General features: G+C 39.0%; 16 protein-coding genes. 11 read left to right on the forward strand and 5 right to left on the reverse strand.

Annotated elements, in window-relative coordinates; genetic code table 11:
• Positions 1-263: 263 nt before the first annotated feature.
• From JR334_00525 to JR334_00535, 3 genes are all read left to right on the forward strand, one after another.
• Complete coding sequence (locus JR334_00525) at positions 264-1,904, forward strand: GGDEF domain-containing protein (protein QRN85764.1); 1,641 nt, start codon at positions 264-266, stop codon at positions 1,902-1,904.
• Between the two features lie 234 nt (positions 1,905-2,138).
• Entirely contained in the window at positions 2,139-3,671 is a 1,533-nt protein-coding gene (locus JR334_00530; protein QRN85765.1) for a transcriptional regulator, read from the forward strand.
• Between the two features lie 297 nt (positions 3,672-3,968).
• Positions 3,969-5,921, forward strand: a complete 1,953-nt coding sequence (locus tag JR334_00535) for a GNAT family N-acetyltransferase (protein QRN85766.1) — start codon at positions 3,969-3,971, stop codon at positions 5,919-5,921.
• A gap of 96 nt (positions 5,922-6,017) precedes the next feature.
• Here the strand turns inward: JR334_00535 and JR334_00540 are convergent, their stop codons facing one another.
• Together JR334_00540 and JR334_00545 are read right to left on the reverse strand one after the other, a co-directional pair.
• Positions 6,018-7,469 carry a DEAD/DEAH box helicase gene (locus JR334_00540; GenBank protein QRN85767.1) on the reverse strand — a complete coding sequence of 484 codons (1,452 nt, stop codon included), beginning with the start codon at positions 7,467-7,469 and terminating at the stop codon, positions 6,018-6,020.
• 123 nt (positions 7,470-7,592) lie between these two features.
• A complete protein-coding gene (locus JR334_00545; protein ID QRN85768.1) occupies positions 7,593-7,751 on the reverse strand; it encodes a hypothetical protein in 159 nt (52 codons plus the stop codon).
• A 457-nt stretch (positions 7,752-8,208) separates the two neighbouring features.
• On the opposite strand from JR334_00545, the gene JR334_00550 reads away from it, so the two are divergent.
• The 4 genes from JR334_00550 (at position 8,209) to JR334_00565 (ending at position 11,173) form a co-directional block, all read left to right on the forward strand.
• Complete coding sequence (locus JR334_00550) at positions 8,209-8,877, forward strand: NAD(P)H-dependent oxidoreductase (GenBank protein QRN85769.1); 669 nt, start codon at positions 8,209-8,211, stop codon at positions 8,875-8,877.
• A gap of 242 nt (positions 8,878-9,119) precedes the next feature.
• Positions 9,120-10,034, forward strand: coding sequence for a ketopantoate reductase family protein (locus JR334_00555; protein ID QRN85770.1), 915 nt, complete (start codon positions 9,120-9,122; stop codon positions 10,032-10,034).
• A 51-nt stretch (positions 10,035-10,085) separates the two neighbouring features.
• Positions 10,086-10,919 (forward strand): metallophosphoesterase, encoded by an 834-nt coding sequence (locus JR334_00560; protein ID QRN86810.1) that lies wholly within the window; start codon positions 10,086-10,088, stop codon positions 10,917-10,919.
• A 56-nt stretch (positions 10,920-10,975) separates the two neighbouring features.
• Complete coding sequence (locus tag JR334_00565; GenBank protein QRN85771.1) at positions 10,976-11,173, forward strand: YwbE family protein; 198 nt, start codon at positions 10,976-10,978, stop codon at positions 11,171-11,173.
• Positions 11,174-11,280: 107 nt separating this feature from the next.
• On the opposite strand, the gene JR334_00570 is transcribed toward JR334_00565, so the two are convergent.
• Positions 11,281-11,505 (reverse strand): hypothetical protein, encoded by a 225-nt coding sequence (locus JR334_00570; protein ID QRN85772.1) that lies wholly within the window; start codon positions 11,503-11,505, stop codon positions 11,281-11,283.
• A 127-nt stretch (positions 11,506-11,632) separates the two neighbouring features.
• The gene (locus tag JR334_00575) at positions 11,633-12,016 is read right to left on the reverse strand and encodes a nuclear transport factor 2 family protein (GenBank protein QRN86811.1); all 384 of its coding nucleotides are present in this window, start codon (positions 12,014-12,016) and stop codon (positions 11,633-11,635) included.
• Between the two features lie 630 nt (positions 12,017-12,646).
• Here JR334_00575 and JR334_00580 point away from each other — a divergent pair.
• The 3 genes from JR334_00580 to JR334_00590 all read left to right on the forward strand — a co-directional run bounded on the left by JR334_00580 (position 12,647) and on the right by JR334_00590 (position 16,938).
• Positions 12,647-13,462, forward strand: a complete 816-nt coding sequence (locus JR334_00580) for a radical SAM protein (protein ID QRN85773.1) — start codon at positions 12,647-12,649, stop codon at positions 13,460-13,462.
• A 114-nt stretch (positions 13,463-13,576) separates the two neighbouring features.
• Positions 13,577-15,439 carry a DUF4153 domain-containing protein gene (locus JR334_00585; GenBank protein ID QRN85774.1) on the forward strand — a complete coding sequence of 621 codons (1,863 nt, stop codon included), beginning with the start codon at positions 13,577-13,579 and terminating at the stop codon, positions 15,437-15,439.
• 212 nt (positions 15,440-15,651) lie between these two features.
• Positions 15,652-16,938, forward strand: coding sequence for an MFS transporter (locus JR334_00590; GenBank protein QRN85775.1), 1,287 nt, complete (start codon positions 15,652-15,654; stop codon positions 16,936-16,938).
• A 95-nt stretch (positions 16,939-17,033) separates the two neighbouring features.
• Here JR334_00590 and metH read toward each other — a convergent pair whose 3' ends face one another.
• Positions 17,034-20,774: a methionine synthase gene (gene metH / locus JR334_00595; GenBank protein QRN85776.1), complete on the reverse strand. Its 3,741-nt coding sequence runs from the start codon at positions 20,772-20,774 to the stop codon at positions 17,034-17,036.
• 365 nt (positions 20,775-21,139) lie between these two features.
• Here metH and JR334_00600 point away from each other — a divergent pair, with 365 nt between their 5' ends.
• A complete protein-coding gene (locus JR334_00600) occupies positions 21,140-21,442 on the forward strand; it encodes a hypothetical protein (protein ID QRN85777.1) in 303 nt (100 codons plus the stop codon).
• Positions 21,443-21,586: the final 144 nt, after the last annotated feature.

Genomic DNA, 21,586 nt, shown 5'->3' on the forward strand with positions numbered 1-21,586 from the left:
CATGGAAGGCTACGAGTATGATAAGATTGTAATATATAAGTAATTTTGTTATATTTACTATAGTATTTTTATCCCAATCGAAATTGTAGAACTAAGTAACGAGGTATGGTGGCAGTTGACCCGTTTTAGGCAAAATTTGAAATATTGGCAGATGGTTATTCATGTTAATAATCTCTAAATCAAAAGTTGATTAGAGGTATGAATGTACCAAAAGAATAGGAAAGAAGGCTTAGATTGTTGTTAGCAATCGTGGGTACTAATTTATGAAAAAATTCACAAAGCAATTAGACATAAGAAGTAAAAATGGTTGGCGAGTATTGCTAGTAGCAGTAATGAGTATTTCAATCGCAGTACTTGCCTATACCTATGGGAAAACGGTGCAGGCATGTTCACAACTAAACTATATTGTGATTATTTTGGCTGCATATTATTGGCAAACCAAGGGGAGTGTGACCGTAGCCTTAATACTAGGTCTAAGTGCCGGTCCCTTGATGTCGATAATTTCATATGGGAGCCTTTCACAGCATCCCTTGAATTGGATCCTGAGGGTTGCAATTTATCTGTTTGTAGCCTTAAATGTAGGGTATATTTTCAATAAGAATATTGAAAAGAGTGAAGAAATAAAAGAAAAGAATCTGATTAGTGATTTTACAGGATTTTATAACACCAACAAGCTTTTTTTGGAATTGGGCTCTTTGATTGAAAAGGGTGAAAGATTCTGTTTGGTATTCATCAATGTTGTTAATCTTGAAGAAATAAGTAAATACGTTGATTATGACATTATTGAAACCATAATCCATAGAGGCACAAAGCATTTAAAATCGGTATTTAAGGAAGAAAACTTGTATTCAGTCGATTACAATGAATACCTGATTATACAAAAAGAATATGATGAAACGACTTTTGTAGAGCTTATGACCAAGTATCTCGAAATGGCTTCAAAAACGATGGTTATTGAGGACTATTCCTTTAAACTGGTCATAAAGATTGGTATCTCCTTTAATAACGGCGATATCAGTGAAGCGAGAGAAATCTATAACAAAGCCAGAATTGCTGCTGACCAAGGTGAAGTTTATAAATCTGGCGTTTATGTCTGTAATGACCGTTTCCGGAAAGAAAAAGAATTATTTAATGAGATTTCGGGATCAATACAAAAGGCACTCGATAACGATGAATTTTATCTAGTTTACCAACCCATTGTTAGTCTTACAAACAAGGAACTTGCTCACGCGGAGGTCCTATTGAGATGGGATAGAGGCGAAAGAGGCTTAGTTGGCCCGGATATTTTTATCCCAATTGCAGAAAAAATTGGTTTAATTAAACATATCACGACCTGGATTATTAAAAAACTTATTACTGAGAAGAAAGAATGGAAGAACAAGGGTGTAAACATAAACACGGCGATAAATGTGACCAGTGTTGAAATTTTGGATGATTCCTTTCGCGATTGGGTGGAAGTAGTTGTTAAGGAGAATGATATTGAGCGCTCTAGCGTGGGAATTGAAATTACAGAAAGGGTAATCTTAAATGATGAAAAGAAAATTAACGGAATTTTATCTAGTCTAAGAGAAAAGGGATATAAGATATCAATGGATGATTTTGGTACAGGCTATAACTCACTCATAAATGTTTCAAAAATTCCATTTGATATTATTAAAATAGATAAGTACTTTGTGGATCGCATGAATGAATTAGAGATCTACCTAATGATTAAACATACTATTAGTTTTATTCATGAGTTGGGTGGAACCGTTATTGCTGAAGGCGTTGAAACCAAGGAACAGCTTGAGATGTTGAAGGAATTGGGATGTGATTCGATACAAGGCTACTATTTTAGTAAACCGTTGGTTTCGGATGAGTTTATGGAGTACTATAAGAATTTTGATATAAATGATTATCTTTAGTAACGCACGGAAGTTTGCACAATGATGTAGTTTATAATTTGAATTGAAATAATTCAATAATCGTAAAAAGGTGAAAAAGAAGAGTCGCAAGCAACGTGATCAGTATGGGCTGCAATGCCAGAAGTAACCAACTTAGGCTGGGTGATTTGTACTGTTGCTTGCATTGACAGGCAAGACGCCATAAGAATTGTATGTGTTTGATTTATTTGCTACAATTATTATGAGGTAATGCTTATGATTTCTTGTGAGAAGCTAGATTTTCTAATGAATATTACGAAGACAAGCAACAGCTCTCTTTCAATGCACGTAGCTGTGGATTCTTCTCATATCAGTAGATTGCGAAGGGGGGAGCGAAGGCTCGTCCCAAATGCAGAATACGTCAAAAAAATGGTCACCTACCTAGTTCAACAGTGTACGCAAGACTATCAGAAGAATGCCTTGCTGGAAACGATGAAAAAACCAAAAGCTCTATTTGATGATGTTGAACAGGCTTCCCAACAAGTGTATGAATGGCTTCTGACAGATGAAGTAGCGAATTCGTCTCCTGTGGCTGGCTTTTTGAACCAAATGAATGCTGTACAAAAGGATTGCCATCTGAATTACTTCAAGAACCATCCTACAGCGGAAATGCTGGAGACAGAATCTACGATTAGCTTGTACTATGGCTCAAATGGAAAACGAGAAGCTGTCATACGATTTTTGTCGATTGTATTGAAGAGGAAGAAACCTGGTTACTTATATTTATACAGTGATGAAACGATGGATTGGTTAATCGAAGATACAGCATTCCAGTTGGTCTGGATGAAGTTGTTGTGCCAAATCATTTCCAAGGGGAATCGAATACGAATTATTCATACTGTGAGTCGGAATCTCGACGAAATGTTAGAAGCCCTATCCAAATGGATTCCCCTATATATGACTGGTGCTATAGAACCCTTTTATTATCCCAAAAAAAGAGATGGGCTTTTTAAAAGAACCATGTTTATTGCACCTGGCGAGGTGGCTTTGACGGCAAGTTCATTTAACGGAATCGTAGATAATGCTACAAATATCCTGTTGCAGGATAGCAGAGCCATTTTGTCTTTGGAAGAAGAATTTAATGGATACTTAAGTCTATGTAAACCGCTGATGCGAATCTTTATTGCGCAAGAGCGAAGTAAGTATCTCAATACAGTGGATGAATTTGAAAAGGAACGAGAGAACACAGTCCTTAAGACAGAGCGCTTATCGTTGCTCACGATGCCGGAACATATTGTTGAATCCATGCTTAAGCGCATAGAGTATAACAACAAGGATGAATTAATCGATTATTTCCAAGAGCGAAAAGAACGGTTTCTTGAAAATATTAAAAGCAATACGTTTAATGAAATTATCAAAATTGACGATATAGCGGATATTCGAAATGAACTCGTACCAGTTGGCTACATTGGAATCAATGAATTTTCCATACTAAAATATCGAGCAAATGAATACCGGGATCATTTAAAGAATATTATCAACTTACTAACCAACTATGAAAACTATAATGTGGCAATCGATTGGGGCGTGAAAAATGATAATTATCGGGTTTATGTAAAAGAAGATTTAGGTGCAATCGTAGAGAAAGTATCAGAACCGTATGTAGTTTTTGCCTTAAATGAGATTAATATTACAGTAGCCTTTTGGGATTACCTGAATGACCACTTTTATAGAGATTTTCTAGATAAACAAAAAACAATCCTAGACTTGCAAGGTATTGTTGAGCAATTAGATGCTTTTTCGGTCTAGTGAGTAGGCAAAGTTTTGTTTCTTATATTTGATTATGGAAGAAGAAGTATAGTAAGTAGGCGTATGCTCTATCTATGTTAAAAGATAGAGCATACGTTTTTTTGTGGCGTTCTGATTGATGTTTGCAGGATGAACAGCCTTGCATTCTATCTCTAAAAAAACTGGTCTAAACTGAAAAATAATCGTTTCCAAAAAATTGGATGAGCGTATACTGTAAGAGTAAAAAGTTGATTGGCTTAGACCTGTCACGACGATACGGGCAACTCAGTGCCGCAAATATTTCTATTTGGAGATTATATGGAAAACATTAGATTGGCTACATTACAAGACCTTCCTGAACTCTTAAAACTGGAGAAGGATTCATTTACAAAAGACAAGGCTGCTGCTAGGCGTTCCTTGAGATTAAGCATTAGCAGCAGACATCAGGAAGTATATATCCTGGAGTCGGATAGTATGATAGGGTCTATTGTTATACAGTTTTATAAATATACTGCTCGTCTTTACTCAATCGCTGTTGCCGACGAATATAGGGGCCAGGGCTATGGCAAACGCTTGCTCAAATATTGTGAAAATGTTGCAAGAAGCCGGGGGATTTCCACCGTATCACTCGAAGTAGACGCAAACGATCTTTCCTTAACCGGATGGTATGAGAGACAAGGCTATACAGTTAGAAAGAAACTAGACGATTATTACGGTAAAAATAAACATGCTTTTCGTATGCTAAAAACCATTGATACCGTGAAAAAGAAAAGTGGACGTCTTCAAAACATAATTGTTTCAGATGACCCGTCGATAGCAGTTTACGACAATGATTATGTGGAAATCATTTCCTCGGAAGAATATATATACAACGTGCGGTTTCAGAAAACCTCTAACTTTCGAATATTCAACATGAGCGATAGTTACCGCTATCAATCCAAAGGATACTACGTTTCTTTGCTGGCGTCCGCTCGAGACCATCGGGTTATTCCGAGTGTTGCAACCATGCAAGATGTTACGAGTGTCCCACTCATGAATTGCTTTGCAGATGAATACAATACAATCCTAAATGATGAACTTCGGCAATTGGAAAAGGATACAGTGGAATATACGCTTGTGTTGGGGCATGAGCTAAATGGTCAATCTACCAAACTCAGCCGACACCTGTATAAGTTATTTGAGGCTCCATTTGTGACCTTTCGATTCAGAAAAGGGGATAAATGGCTACTCGAGAAGGTAGAGTTACTTAGTATCAAGGATTTGCCGATGATCCCGGAACAGACTGTCAGGAAAATTGCAAAGTCATTTTTTGCCCAGAAAAAATTTAACAGGTCAAAATTGAAAAATTATGAGTATGATTTGGCCATACTTGTTAATCCGGATGAAGAAAATCCACCATCTAATAAGAAAGCCTTGGACCGATTTAAAAAAATGGGGGAAAAGAATGGATTTTTTGTAGAGTTTATTACCAAGGATTCAATGAATCGAATCAATGAATTTGATGCACTTCTTATTAGGGAAACGACTGCCGTAAACGACCATACCTACCAAATATCCAGATTTGCCTATGCGGAGGGCTTGGTTGTAGTGGATGACCCTTGGTCAATTCTTAAATGCTGTAATAAGTTTTACCTAATGGAAAGAATGATGCGTGCTAAAATTCTAATGCCCAAAAGTATGGTGATTGCACGTGGGGAAGAATCGACAAAAAAACTAACAAAGGTGATGGACTTTCCAATTGTTCTCAAACAACCAGACAGCGCTTTTTCGCTGGGGGTGCACAAGGTTAAAAACATGGAAGAGCTAGAGTTAAAATGCGCAGAACTTTTGAAAAGTTCAGAATTTGTAATTGCGCAAGAATATTTGCCGTCAGAGTATGATTGGCGAATTGGCGTTATGAATAATGAGGTTCTTTATGCTTGTCGCTATTATATGGCAACAGGTCACTGGCAGATCTATAATTGGTCTAAGGAATTAACGGAGAACAGTGAGTTCAGTGGCAACTCTGAAACACTAGACATTGGTGATGTACCGGCAATCGTAATAGAAACAGCCCTAAAGGCTGCTTCTTACATTGGCGATGGATTGTATGGGGTAGATCTAAAACTGATTGATGGAGTTTGCTATCTCATTGAAATTAATGATAATCCGAGTATAGATAGTGGCATCGAGGATGCTGTTTTAGGAGATGTCTTGTATGACCGGATTATCCGAATTATGAAAGATAGGATTACTCAGGCTAGAAATATTAATAAGTATATTGAACTATGATTGAATATGGACAGGAAAAGTAGTTAGATACATCTATACACATGCAAGATGGAAAGGTCGGCCCGTAAGGGCCGACCTTTCCATCTTGTTTATCTTTTATGAATTGTCGATAACCTTGCTTACTTTCCGCAACCTACCTTTGATTTTTTTTGTCTGCAATGTTTTATAGACTAGTTCACCTTTGTTATTCAATATTTCAACATAGGTAGATATATCCAAAATATTAATGATGCCAACATCTTTAGCAGACATTCCTTCAATATTACAGAGTGTTCCGACTACATCGACTGGTCTCATCTTGGTTCTTTTACCCGCATTGATATGTAGCTTCATGATTTCTTTGCTGAATTGAGCCCCTTTTACCTGCTTTGCCTCAGGCTTAATCTGTGCCTTGGTTAAAAATTCCTGTTTAAACTCATCTACTGCTTCTTTGCTTGGCTTTTCACTTAGAATAATTTCCATACCCGTTCGCTTGGCAATGGCATCAAGAAATCGTCCTTCATAGGGCGCTATGAAAGTGATGGCCCTTCCTTTTCGATCGATCCGTCCGGTTCTTCCGATTCGATGTATGTATCGTTCGCTTTCTTGCGGAACATCCAGATTAATTACGAGTGAAACATTGTCTATGTCGATACCTCTTGCTGCTACATCTGTTGCGACTAGGTAGCGAAAGTAGCCTTTTTTAAAGCGGTTCATGACCTTCAAGCGATCATCTTGCTCCATGGCACCGTGAATTTTATCACAGGTATATTGCGATTGTTTGAGCGTTCTATATACTTCTTCAACTTTCTTTTGTGTGTTACAGAATATGATTGCGCTATTGGGGTTCTCAATCGTCAACATATCTTTTAGAAGTTCAGTCTTATCGTTTGTTTCTACCCTATACCATGTTTGGCTAATCCGGTCTTCTACAGGACTACTTTCTTCAATCTCCACACGGATGGGATTTTGAATATGCTTTTTACATAAATTGTCAATATCGCTTGGCATTGTTGCAGATAGCAGGGTAGTTACCCGTTCCTTTGGTAAATTGGCAATGATTTGGTCAATCTGCTCAATAAATCCCATGCTAAGCATTTCATCTGCTTCATCGATAATCAGGTACTTGATTTTTGAGGTATCCAAGGTCTTTTTCTCAAGATGGTCAATAATTCTCCCAGGAGTTCCTACGACCACATGTGTTTTCTGCTTGATTTCTTTTTCCTGAAGGTAGAATGGGGATTTCCCAAAAATGGCAGCTACCTTAATTCGTTTATAGCGCCCAAGATTGAAGATATCTTCCTTTACTTGTACTGCCAGCTCCCTAGTTGGGGTGAGTACAAGTGCTTGGGGTTTATTTTCATCCCAATCGATTAATTCGCAAATGGGAATGGCGAAAGCGGCAGTTTTACCACTACCCGTTTGAGATTTCACGACGATATCTTTTTTTTGGAGTATGGCGGGAATAACTTGTTCTTGAACCTTGGTGGGCTTGTTGAATCCTAGGGTATGGATTGCTTTCAAAAGTTCATCACTCAAGGGGTAGTTCATAAAATCTGTATTAATCATTGTCCAACTCTTTCTTTAGGAACTTCATATCCTTCTTCTTGTAACGACTGCCTATGACCTGGAAAATCCAGTGAAAAAAAGGACGCATTGACTGCGTCCTTGCGGTTTCAAATTATCAAATTATTACTTGTCGAATAATCCGCCGCGCTTCATGCGCTTGATAATTTTAGGTTGTCCCACTTTGTTTTGTTCTAATTGTTTGCTATAACTAGAATTTTTTGCGCTTTGTTTTTTCTTTTCTTCAATTATTTTTTTCATTCCTTCGATATTACTTTCAGACATCGTTGCCTCCTGTATATTTATTTGAATCAATAGGGTGAACCCCTTGTTCTTTTCAGCTAGTGACATATTTCAGTTTTCTATCTAGAAATTCTCAACTAAGGAATCACCCAATAGAATGCATAATTTAGTGTATATCGCTATCTTTACTGAGTAAGTATACGTCGTCCGCAATAAATTAGCTAGCAAAAAGAGTAGAATATAAAAATCCTTGCTATTTTCTCTCCGATTGGTTACATTTGTCCTTACTCTTTTGCTCCTTAATTATTTTTGGAAATATGGTTTGGGCTTAGGAAATGAAAAAATTTCCAATAGGGCGATAGAATAGGTATGAAAAAGTACGCCCCTTGTCCGTACGCTTTCAACAAAGCCTAGAAAATGCTACTATGATATTAGTTGAAGAAAGGGTGTCTTGGAAATCGAGTAAATTCTATATAATCCCAAAAGGAGGATTCAATCTATGAATAAGAAAGAACAATTGCTGGAAGCGTATGATTTTAGATTTGCCTGTAAAGAATTTGACCGGGAAAAGAAAATCTCCGAAGAAGATTTTGAGTTTATTTTGGAGACTGCAAGACTATCTCCCAGTTCATTTGGATGGGAACCATGGAAATTTATCGTTGTTCAGAATATGGAATTGAGAGAGAAACTGAAAGAGTATTCATGGGGAGCCTTAAAACAGTTGCCTACTGCTAGTCATTTCGTACTTCTTTTGGCTAGAAAAGCGGTAGATACGAAGGCTGGATCGGATTATCTTACGCATATTGCAAACGATGTACAACAATTGCCGCAAGAGGTCTCCGATATGAAAATGGAATTTTTTAAGAATTTTCAGCAAGGTGACTTTGACCTGACAGACGAACGTAAATTATTTGATTGGGCTTCAAAGCAGGTATATATCGCTCTTGCGAATATGTTGACGGCAGCTGCCTATATGGGCATTGATTCTTGTCCAATTGAGGGATTTAACAGGCAAAAAGTGGAAACACTCTTGCATGATGAAGGCATAGTTGATACAGAAGAGTTTGGTCTAGCTGTGATGGCTGCCTTTGGGTATAAATCGGAAGATGTTCATATGCATGGAAAAACTAGACAAGAATTAGATGATATTGTGGAGTGGATTCGTTAGAAATGTGAAAACCTGATATATTCTAGTCAGATAGGATGGGAAAAAGTAGAATAGCGGGTAGATATTAGAAAACTCTTTTCATTCAGCTTTTGATGAAAAGAGTTTTTTCTTCCGATATAATAGAAATACCTAAGATATACTACTATTCGAGGCAATCATTTGTCTTAATTTCTGCTATGCTGAAAACACTTGAGGAACGGTTGCAGAATCACCATTGAAATACGACAGGGGGAGAAAAACAGATGACAATTAAGACGGTGTCTTTTGTGGGCATGGGTGCACTGGGAATCCTATTCGGAGGATATTTAACCAAAAAGCTTGGAAAAGAGAATGTTGGCTTTGTTGTCGATGAGAATCGGCGCCAAAAGTATGAAGAATGGGGGGTTAGTACCAATGGCGTTTTATGTGATTTCAAAATGGTGTCTGACCAAGACGCCGATGCGCCAGTGGATTTACTCATCTTTGCCGTCAAGGCGAATGCCCTAGAGAAGGCGATGGAGACAGAAAAGCACCAAGTTGGCCCACAGACGATAATCATCTCTTTGCTTAATGGGATCACGAGTGAGAAGATTATTGGTGAGCGTTTTGGCAAGGAAAAAATGCTGGTAACGGTCGCCCAGGGCATGGATGCTCTAAAGATTGGAAGAGAACTCACCTACTGCCATATGGGGCAACTATGTATTGGTAGCTTGGAAAAAGACACATCAAATTTAGAGGCAGTATGTCAGCTTTTCGATAAAACCGAATTGCCCTATACCCGTGAAAACAATATCCTACAAAGACTGTGGAGTAAATTTATGCTGAATGTTGGTGTGAATCAGGTGGTCATGGTTTATGAAGGAACCTTTGGTACCATCCAAAAACCAGGTGAGGCACGGGACTTGATGATTGCTGCGATGCGAGAGGTCATGGACTTATCTGCTGCAGAAGGTGTCCCTATTTCTGAAAAAGAGCTTCATGCCTATGTCGATTTAGTCGACTCGCTTTCCCCACAAGGTATGCCATCCATGCGCCAGGATGGTTTGAAACATATTCCCTCGGAGGTGGAACTATTTTCTGGCACGGTGCTGGAATTGGCGAGAAAGCATAAGCTGGAGATGCCTGTGAATGAAGCCTTGTATACACAGATTAAGCGCATGGAAGAACAGTATTCGTAGCAGTATGAGGAGTATCCGATGAGAATAGAACTAAATGGATTTGAATTCATGATGGTGGTTATCCTAATTGCTTTTCTTATGCTTGCTTATGGCTTTTGGCAAAATCATGGTATCCTTGTTTCGAGTTCAGACTATTACAATCCTGAAATCCCGGATGATTTTGACAATTTTAAAATTGTTCATATCTCTGATTTACACAATACCTTGTTTGGAGAGGAACAAAGAAATCTATTGGGAAAAGTAGAGGCTCTCAATCCCGACATTATTGTGATTACGGGTGATTTAATTGATAGACGCCGGTTCGATTTGGACGTGGCGATGTATTTCATTGATGGTGCCATGAAAATTGCACCCGTATACTATGTTGCTGGCAATCATGAAGCTTGGTCAGGGAGATGGACAGAAATTGCAGAACATCTAACGGATGCAGGTGTCATCATTATGAATGATTTGGCCGGGCAGATATCCAGAGGAAATAGCGCAATAGGGATATTTGGCCTGTCTGATTCAGCCTTTTTTACAGCGGAGTTTGAAGGAAGGATCAAAACGTGGAAGATCAAAGAGTGTTTGAATGAATGGAAAGATACTGAACAATTCAGTATCTTGCTTTCTCATCGTCCGGAACTTTTTGATTTATATGTGGAAGGCAATATGGATCTAATTTTCGCGGGGCATGCTCATGGTGGACAGTTCCGGATTCCGTTTGTTGGAGGACTATATGCCCCCAACCAAGGGTTCTTCCCAAAATATACCAGTGGCCGATATTTGAATAAGGATTCGACTATGTTTGTGAGTCGGGGATTGGGCAATAGCCTAATGCCGATCAGGTTAAACAACCGACCTGAAATAGTTGAAGTGACCCTGACTAACAAGAGTAAAGAATAGAAAATGACTTGAAATCTAGTAGTTTACAATGCGATTAAGCATGGAAAAGAGGTAGTATGGACGGCAGGAAAAGAGCAGATATCAAGATTGGATCGAGTGTTAAGGTAGTGCAGAAACATCATCAACGAACGGGAGAGCTAACGGATGGTATTGTGCAGAAGATACTTACGAAATCGCCCAATCATCCTCATGGGATTAAAGTGATGTTACAAGACGGCATTGTGGGTAGGGTTAAAGAAATAGGGTCTCTATAAAAAGAACAACCCTGAAAGAGGATTGAAAGCGCTAGGCTTTGACAATCTTTTTCAGGATTGAAGTGGTGTTAGGATGTGCCTCATTGTACCCGAGAAGGGATTTTGATTCAGGCCTTTTTGTTATTGCGATTTTTTTTAGCCTTATTCTTGTTGTAGTAAATCTGAATAAAGAGGAAGGTTCCAGTAACGGCCATGGTTAGCATTAGTATGCGTTGGATTTTGAACAAGGCTGGTACTGGAAGGATAAACATATACAGTACGGTTATGATAACAAAGACGGGCGTTAGGTAGCGGTGCAGTTTTCGGATGGTTTTACCAATTTTATTAAACATAGAATTCCTTTCCTTATCTGGTAGTTCGTAGTTTCTTCTTTGAATATACCACAGGCAAAAAGCAGGAAGTGTTACCAAGGTAACACTTCCTGCTTTTAATTATTGTTTTTGGATTTTCAAGTGCTTGTTAAAACATAGTATTGCCGGATTTGGTTTCTGCCGGTATTTTCTGTATAGCATCCCAGTGTTCTACAATTTTACTGTTTTCATCGAAGCGAAAGAAATCCATGGTGATATATTCTTCATTATCGGGCCAGAACTGATGGGTATGAACTGCGACCAAGTCATTTTCGGCAACCACTCTTACAAATTCAATATCCTTAATGGGATATTCAAGGGCCATCCGAGTAAAGTAATCGATGAAGGCGTCAGGACCATCTGCAACGTCAGGGTTATGTTGGATATATTCGTCTCCAACATAGCGCTTCACCGCTTCTTTAGGATTGCCCTTAAAGGCCATTGTGTAAAAATCGATGGCATTTTTCTTATTGATTTCAGGTTTTGAATGCATCACATATCCTCTTTCTAGACTTGAAGAACCGTTTGGCTTTACAGTCTGGCTTTACTAAGTAGACTAGCACTATTTTCTACTTATATTATAAACTGTGTATCCTTGCAGATACAATTGTAAGGACACAGTATGCAAGTTCAGTGTCAAGAATCCTTCCACATCGTTGCAGGAATCAGCCGAATGGTGGTTTTTTGGGGCAAGACTTTCAATACAGTTTTGGTTTTAACATTAGGAGTGAATTCGCAATTTCCATGAAACCTGTATGATTTGGAATTCAGATGTAAGGTCAAAATAGAGGAGAGAAGTATGTTCTTTTAAGTCAGGCATTGCAACTTGGGTGTGCTGAACTTGTTCTCATTCTAGTATTACTGTAAAATTTAAGTATACTTAAGATAGGTGCACATCTATTTTAAACAATAATTTATTGCGTAAAAGCTTGGACGATGAAGTATGCTAGAAGCACAATCTAAGTAAGGGAACGATTGGAAAAGAAATTGGATTTTTATGCTAGTGTACTGTATCCAGGTTAGAAAAGGGAACTCGTTTTTGAGAAAGATTCCTTTACCGTTCTTGCTACAGAGACTTCAATAAAATAGCAAAAAAGGCAAAGGCGGAAGAGTAGGAGGAAGTATGATTCTTGATGAAACAGTATATTATCCGCAGGATGAAATGACGACAGTTCTTTTGCCAGTCACAGCAGGGTGCTCATATAACAAGTGTGCATTTTGTTCAATGTATAAAGATAATGAGTATAATGAGATACCATTTTCTGAAATCGAAATACAATTGAAGAATGGGTATGCCTATACAGAAAAGATATTTTTGCTGGGTGCAGATCCACTGGCAATAGGGTTTGAAAAAATGAAGCGCTTGTTGGATATGATCCATAAATATCTGCCATATTGTGCGCGTGTCGCTTCCTATGCCGCCATTAAAAGTATTGAGAAATACACTGTCAACGAGCTTTCAATTTTACATAACGCGGGTCTTAGATTATTGTACATTGGTTTTGAAACAGGCAGAGACGATGTCTTGAAACTAATGAATAAGGGACATACAGTTACACAGGCAATCTCACAGGCAAAGAAACTCAATGAAGCAAAGTTACCGTTTAATGTTATCGTGATGTATGGCATCGCAGGGAAGGGCAAGTCAGTAGAAAATGCCCTTGCAACAGCTCAGATGATTAATCAATTTAAAGCCAATAAGATTATTACCATGAATTTGCAGGTTATGTATGGTACCAAAATAGACCAGATGATACAAACTGGGGTTTTTGTTCCTGCAACAGGGGATGAAAGATTATTGGAGATCCGAACTTTAATTGAGAATCTGCGACCAAACCAGCAGATGATTTTTGATACTACCCATCCTACCAATATGATTAAATTAAAGGGAGTATTGCCGAAAGATAAGGAACGATTGCTAAAGCAACTACCGCATTAGCGGATGCTAAGAGGTATCGGTAAAGAAAAACAGAATCTATCACTATAGGGAAAGGATGAACTTGACCTTTTACTCATGTCCGAAGTAGTAAAAATTGGATAAGGAGACGGAAATATGGCGAATTTAAAGAGTTCTATCATGAGAGTTATACGTTCATCTAGTGAGACCTTTCAGACCTATCCTGCGGTTATTGGTTGTGCACTTTTGTTTACGATTGTGACCATGGTGCGGATCCAAATGGACTGGCCATTGCAAGAAACCTATAATTTTTTATTCAACTGTTTACACCTGGCCTTTGCAACGGGAGCGGTATTTAGTTTGGCAGCAATTACTGCGGCAAATAGCCGGTCAGGAGAAAAGAAAGCCTTTCTGTATGCCAATATGTTGGGTGTAATCATTACCGCCCTAACCTTTATCCTGCTGTATGCTTTTGCAGCAAGAGAACCCTATGTGGCAAATGGCATCGTTACCAATGTGACAAATCTTGCTTCGGCTCGAGTAAGTGCAGCGATAGCAATCAGTCTGATCGCTTTTATTTATTTGGCAGGCTATCCCGAAGATGAGTCTGATTTTGGCCGCTCACTATTTATGTTCCATAAGGCCTTCTTTATTGCTATGATCTATGGCCTTGTAATCATGGCTGGGACTTCTGGGGTTGCAGGAGCGGTGCAAGCCTTGCTCTACCGGAATATGAGTGAAAAAGTATATATGTATCTTGGAACCATTACTGGCTTTTTGGCTTTTACCATTTTTGTGGGATATTTCCCAAGCTTTAGCAAGAATAAAATCGATGAACATAGAGAAGTTGCCCAAAAACAGCCCAGATTTATTGAAGTACTCTTTCAATACATTATGGTTCCGATCGCCTTGGCCTTAACGGTCGTTTTATTGATTTGGACGATGAAGACCATTGTTGCTGGTAGCTGGCCTTCTTTCATTAGACTATCGGGCATTGCGACTAGTTATGCGGGCATCGGTATTTGGCTGCATATCATGGTTACCCATCATGAAAGTGCGCTTGCCAAGTTTTTCAAAAAGATCTATCCCATTGTTGCCTTGGTAATATTGGCTTTTGAAGCACGGGTACTAGTGGTGCAGTTGGGTGAGAGTGGCTTGAAAACACCGGAATATTATTTTAGTCTCATCTGGGTTTTTGCTGTGTCAGCGTCCATTTTGCTTTTGATTAAAAAGGAGAAAGCCCATTCTTTTATTGCGGCAATATTATGTGCCCTGATTCTTTTTTCTGTACTACCAGGACTTGGTTACCAGGCCCTTCCGGCTAGGGCTCAAGTTAACAGACTGGAAGAATTACTACTTGGTGAAAATATTCTACAAGGAGACAAGTTAGTCCCGGCGACAGCAAGGCCTAGTCAGTCAGTCCGTGTACAAATTACGGATGCAGTAGAATACTTGTCAGGCAATGAGGATGCCAAGCTTCCAACATGGTTTGCCCCAAATCTTTACCAAAATGATATTTTTGAGCGAGAGCTGGGTTTTGAAAAGGCTTGGCCTGACTATGATCCTGATGGGGGGATTCCAATTGACCGCACGATAGAAACATATTTGGCTTTGCCGAATGGGGCAATCGACATTACTGATTACACCTGGGCTATTTATGTTTCTGGTTACAATGCAAGGCAAGAAGAAGTGGATACGGTTTATGTTGAGGGAGAACAAGGCCTATATCGCATTACGTGGGATAGAACGGAAGCCCTTACTTTGCGTATAGACTTGGATGACCGATTGATTTTAGAAGAGGACATGAAACCGTATCTAAATACGATTGCTGGAAAATATCCGGATACCAACAGCTATGAGACGAGTATTGACAGTGGAGATTTGAGCTATGAATTGGAAACACCGGAAGTAACTGTGTTGATTGTATTTAAAGATCTTTCGGTGAATCTTGATGTAGAAAAAGATGAGTTTAGTTACTGGACAGAAATAAATATGATTTATATGAAGGAGAATAAGTGACGTATTCTTCAGCCAAATAGTAGTGCATAACCGGAATATCTTAAAAAGAGTAGACTTATGATACCAACCCCCGAAAGTTAGAGTATAAATCTAACTTTCGGGGGTGTTTTTATTATGGGGCTAGTTTAGAATGCTATAATAAGAAGAATAAGACAGCTTGAAGTAAAGATAAGATACAGCGTTTCTTCTATTGATAGAATGAGGATTAGGGTATGGATAGTAACACCATTAGAGCAATCAGACATGATAGACAAATCAGGAAGTTTTCCTTATATGGGTTTCTCAAGAACCTGAAATTTTTTGAACCATATTTGGTCATCTTCCTTTTTGCCGGAGGACTAAACTTTTTTCAAATTGGTTTGCTATATGCTATTAAAGAAATCATTATATATATTTTTGAAATTCCTTCAGGCGTCATGGCAGATAATTATGGACGAAAAAAAGAATTGTATTTGTGCTTTACCTTTTACATTATTTCCTTTGTAATATTTTTCTTTACCCAAAGTTTTTTTACGGCAGCACTAGCCATGGTCTTTTTCGGATTGGGAGAGGCTTTTAGGTCCGGTACTCATAAAGCCATGATGTATACTTATCTTGAGGAAAAGAATTGGGAAGAGCATAAGATGCTAGTATATGGGAGAACGCGTTCCTTTTCCTTGATTGGATCCGCTATTAGTTCAATTCTGGCTGTAGCTCTGATTCTCAATATTCCAGGTTCAAGATATATTTTTCTAGCGTCTATCGTTCCATATATTTTAGACTTACTACTGATTATGTCTTATCCTGAATCGTTAGATCGTTCCGGCGTCACTTGCTCGGAGCCTTTTATGCAAGCATTGGTCAGTCATATGGTTCGCATCTTCAAAAGACCTAAATTAAGAAGATTCTTGGTGAAAGCAGCCACTTTTGAAGCGGTATTCAAAAGTGTTAAAGACTATATACAGCCAATACTAGGAATGCTCTTAATGTCTTCTGGTCTTGCCCTGTTATCCGAATTTTCACTTGATGACCAGCTTAAAATCGTCCTAGGGATTACCTATGGTGTGATCAACCTCTTCAGCGCCTTTGCTTCTAGAAATGTATATCGCTTGCAGAGCTATATGGTTGCAGAAAAAATGGTGAATCTATTCTACCTAGCCCAAATCATTTGTTTCTTTATCTTATATTGGACAATTAGAATTTCTCAGCCCTACCTAATTGCTCTTATGTTTGTAGCCCTTTACCTAATTCGAGACATGCGAAAGCCGGTACTGATTGATATTTGCGGTTCCTTGATGAAGAAGGAAGAGCGGGCTACGGTTCTAAGCGTAGAATCACAGATGAGGGCCCTGTTTACTGTGGTGCTAGCACCCGCTGCTGGCTTTATTGCAGATAAGGCGGGTGTCGGTTTAGCGATGCTATGTATTGGTTTATTGCTCCTGCTTGTGTATTTTTTTGTTCCCAATTCAGTAGAGGATCCTTGTGATGGAAACAATGGGTTAACAAGAGAGCAACACTAGAACCAAAATAAACCAATAATAAATTAAGAGTGAACCCAAAATGGATTCATAAAAGAAGGGACGTCGCGACGTCCCTTCTTTTATGGATTCTCTATTTACTTGTATTTGATTTTTGTTGATAGCATCCGCTCAATGAATTCAGTCGTTCTACCTTTGCTTGCAGCATATTGCTTAATCTGCTCTTCGCTAAGGTTATGTACGTCGAAGTATTTGGCTACCGGGTTTGCAAAATAGAGACCACACACGCTGGCTACGGGATTCATCATGAAGCTATCTGTAAGTTCTACCCCGATATTTTTTTTAACGTCTAATAAATCAAAAAGTCTAAGTTTTTCTGAATGGTCTGGAAGCGACGGATAGCCAATGGCTGGCCGGATGCCTACATATTGTCCTTTCAATATTGAATCCATGTTGAAATAGTCAGAGGCTTTTTCATAACCCCAGAAATCTGTTCTTACCTTATGGTGAAGGAGTTCTGCAAAGGCTTCAGCCAAACGGTCTGCAAGTAATTTAATCATGATGGCATTATATTCATCTTGCTTTTCATTAAACTCTGCGACCAATTGGTCGACACCGAGACCCGTGGTGAGGGCAAAGGCACCGATGTAGTCGGTTACGCCACTGTTTTTCGGTGCGATGAAATCAGCTAGGGAAAGAAAGGCTGACTTCTCAGAATCCTGTACTTGCTGTTGCCGAATGGTAGGGAAGGAAGCCAATCTTTCACCAGTGTTTGGATCATTGAAGTTGATTTGATCTGTTTCAGAGTCTGCTGGGAAAAGACCATACACACCATTTGCAGTCAACCACTTGTTTTTCTCGATCTTATCGAGAAGAAGGTTGGCATCGTTATACAGTTTTTTAGCTTCATCTCCATAGGTTTCATTTTCTAAAATTTCTGGATAGGACTGTTTCATTTCCCAAGCCGTAAAAAAGTAGGACCAATTGATGTATTTTCGAATCTCTGCTATTGGGTAGTTCTGTAAGACTTCAATGCCGAGTTTTTTAGGCTTGGTGATGGGCATGCTTGCCCAGTCGGTTTCCAGCCGATTATTTTCTGCTTCCTGCATAGTTACGGTAGGATGTTCCTTATTTTCATAGGCTCTGCGCATCGCTAGATAGTCCTCTTTGATTGAGGCGATATAGCTTGAACTGGATTCTGGATCAATCAATTTTTTTGCTGCATCAACACTACGGGAAGCATCTGTAGCCCGAACTACGCCATAATTGTATTTGGGGTCAATCTTGACGGCAGTATGAATTTTAGAGGTGGTAGCACCGCCGATTAAGAGTGGTATCTGGATACCTTGTTTTTGCATTTCTTCTGTAATATGGACCATCTCATCTAAGGATGGGGTAATCAGTCCACTTAGACCGATGATATCAACTTTTTCCCGAATGGCCGTTTCTAGTATAGTTTCGCAAGGAACCATGATGCCCAAGTCGATGACTTCAAAGTTATTGCAGGCCAGTACTACTCCGACAATATTTTTCCCGATGTCATGGACATCGCCTTTTACAGTTGCCAACAGAATTTTGCCAGCCTTTTTGTTGCCAGTGGAAAGAAGGGACTTTTCAACATGGGGTTGTAGAATGGCGACAGCCTTTTTCATGACTCGGGCACTTTTTACAACTTGCGGTAAAAACATTTTCCCGTCTCCGAAAAGATCGCCAACTTTATTCATGCCATCCATTAAAGGTCCTTCGATGATGTCTAGTGCTTGGTCGAACTGTTCCAGTGCTTCTGCAAGGTCTTCTTCAATATATTCTGTAATTCCCTTGATCAGTGCATGGCTAAGTCGTTCAGCTGCCGGCTTATTGCGCCATTCTTCTTGTTCTTTGGCCTGGGTGCTTTTTTGGCCCTTTAGTTCTTCTGCAATGTCGATTAGTTTTTCAGTAGCGTTTGGTTTCCGGTTTAACACGACATCTTCGACGATTTCCAATTGTTCTTTGGGAATCTCGTCGTAGATTTGTATCATCGCTGGGTTCAAAATAGCCATATCTAGTCCGGCTTGTATTGCGTGGTAGAGAAATACGGAATGCATGACTTCACGTACTGGATTATTTCCTCTAAAAGAGAAGGATAGATTGCTGAGGCCACCGCTTGTTTTTGCATAGGGTAGGTTGGCCTTAATCCACCGCACAGCTTCAATGAAATCTACAGCATAATTATTGTGTTCTTCAATGCCCGTCGCTATGGCAAGGACATTCATGTCAAAAATGATGTCTTCTGGATAGAACCCGACCTGATTTACTAAAATATTGTATGCGCGTTCTGCGATTTCAATTTTACGTTCATAGGAAGAAGCTTGGCCTTGTTCATCAAAAGCCATGACCACGGCAGCAGCCCCATATTTTTTAACTAGTCTTGCTTGTTTGATAAATTCTGCCTCACCATTTTTTAGACTGATCGAATTGACAAGCGATTTTCCCTGAATGGCCTTGAGTCCAGCTTCAAGGACGTGCCATTTAGAGGAGTCAATCATGATAGGTACCTTAGAAATACTCGGTTCTGTCGCAATCAGTTTTAAAAACTTATCCATTTCATCTTCTGCGTCGAGCATGCCGTCATCGAAGTTAATATCAATAACTTGTGCACCGTTTTCCACTTGGTGTTTGGCGACATCTAGGGCTGTTTCATACTGTTTATCCCGAATTAGCCGAGCAAATTTGGCGGAACCTGAAACGTTGGTTCGCTCACCAATGTTTATAAAATTATTATCTTTTGTGACCAAAAGGGATTCCATGCCAGCATATTTGGTAACTATTTCGTGCTCTGGAACAAGCCTTTGCGTAAAGTCATTCACTACCGCAGAGATTGCTTGAATATGAGCTGGCCTTGTACCACAACATCCTCCAACAATATTGAGGTGCTTTTCTGCCATTAATTGTTTTAAGAAATGAACCATCGTTTCTGGCGACTCGTCGTATTCACCAAACTGATTTGGAAGTCCAGCATTTGGGTGCACACTGATGAAAAGATCCTGGGTTTCAGAGAGCTCTTTGATGTAAGGAATTAGGTCCTTGGCTCCAAAAGAACAGTTGAGTCCAATGCTGATGACATAGTCACTTAGGATGGAGGCAGCGAAAGCGCTCAGGGTTTGACCAGATAAAATTCGTCCACTCTTATCGACCAAAGTACCAGAAATCAGGATGGGCAGATATTTTCCTTTTGCTTCAAAGGCAGTCTCAGCCGCAAAGAGGGCTGCGCGTACATTCAATATATCTGTAATGGTTTCAATGAGTAGAAGGTCTGCGCCCCCATCGATGAGTCCATTAATCTGCTCCATATAGCTTTCTTTTAAATCATCAAATGAAATATTACGAAACCCTGGATTTTCGACGTCAGGTGATATGGAGCCGGTCTTATTTGTCGGGCCAATGGAACCTGCTACAAAACGGGGCTTTTGGGGTGTTTTCTGTGTCCAATCATCGGCTACTAAGCGCGCAATTTGTGCACCCTGATAGTTGATATCGTAGACATACTCTTCTGTGCCATAGTCTTCTTGGGAGATACTCGTGGCGTTGAAGGTGTTTGTTTCAATGATATCAGCTCCGGCTTTACAGTATGCATCATGGATTTTTTGAAGAACATCTGGCTTAGTAAGACAAAGTATGTCATTGTTTCCTTTTAAAGACAGGGGATGGTTTTTGAAATCCTTACCTCTAAAATCTTCTTCTGTCAGATGTTGGTCCTGTATCTGTGTGCCCATGGCTCCATCGAGTACAAGTATACGGTTTAGTAAGGCTTTATAAAGAGGATTATTTTCAAATAGTTTCTTAGTTATTACTTTCAATTTTTTATGCCTTTCTTTATCGATTAATATGAGTCTTAACATTTTATGATATAGGCATACATGAGTCAACCTAATGAGGAATAAGATGGAAGCGAATGAGCTAAGAGGTCTTTTTGTATTGAAAGAATTAATTCCAGAATGATAGAAACCGGTCTTTACTCGTTACGACAAAAAGTCGGAGGGGCTATGCGAAAAGGGGAGGAACTGATTCTAGTTAAGAGGAGCATGAGCGATGAGCAAGCATTAGCCATATAAAAAGTGAAGGCTCAATTACAACTAGATTCGTCCAGCTCACAATTTGTATTCAAAATGTTTCTAGCGAGGTAGGCAAAATTTTAGTATATGCGCTTTCGAATGGGTGTTTCCTAGGACATATGAGTATAATTAATTATAAGGGTGGTGTTTATATGTATAAATTAGTGATGGTAGTTAATTTTATTCTAGGCCTATTTGGTATGTACACGCTACAGTATGAATGGTACAGAGGACAGTTTAACGGAACATATTTGAGTGGGCAAGATCCTACTGCACTGAAGCTATTGGTTATAGCCATAGTAATTATCCTTATTAATTGGTTGATTTATTCCAAGAAATATAAGGCTAGATGTGTCTTGAGTAAGTTTAGCTATTCTTTCATATTTATCGGTTCCCTTGTTGCTGGTATGTGTAGCGAGCTCATTTTACTAATGATAATCCTTATGCTTTCTTGATATTTATAATCTGATATTGCTTAATGATTATTTTGTGGTTTTATGCTGAGAAGCGTTACAAAAAAATACGAAAATTGACTTTGCCCTAGTATATTTTTAAATTTTCTAATTGATAGACAGAAGTAGTATAAGTGCTATTATGGG

The organism is Clostridia bacterium (genome assembly GCA_016887505.1).
Lineage (GTDB): Bacteria > Bacillota > TC1 > TC1 > UBA5767 > UBA5767.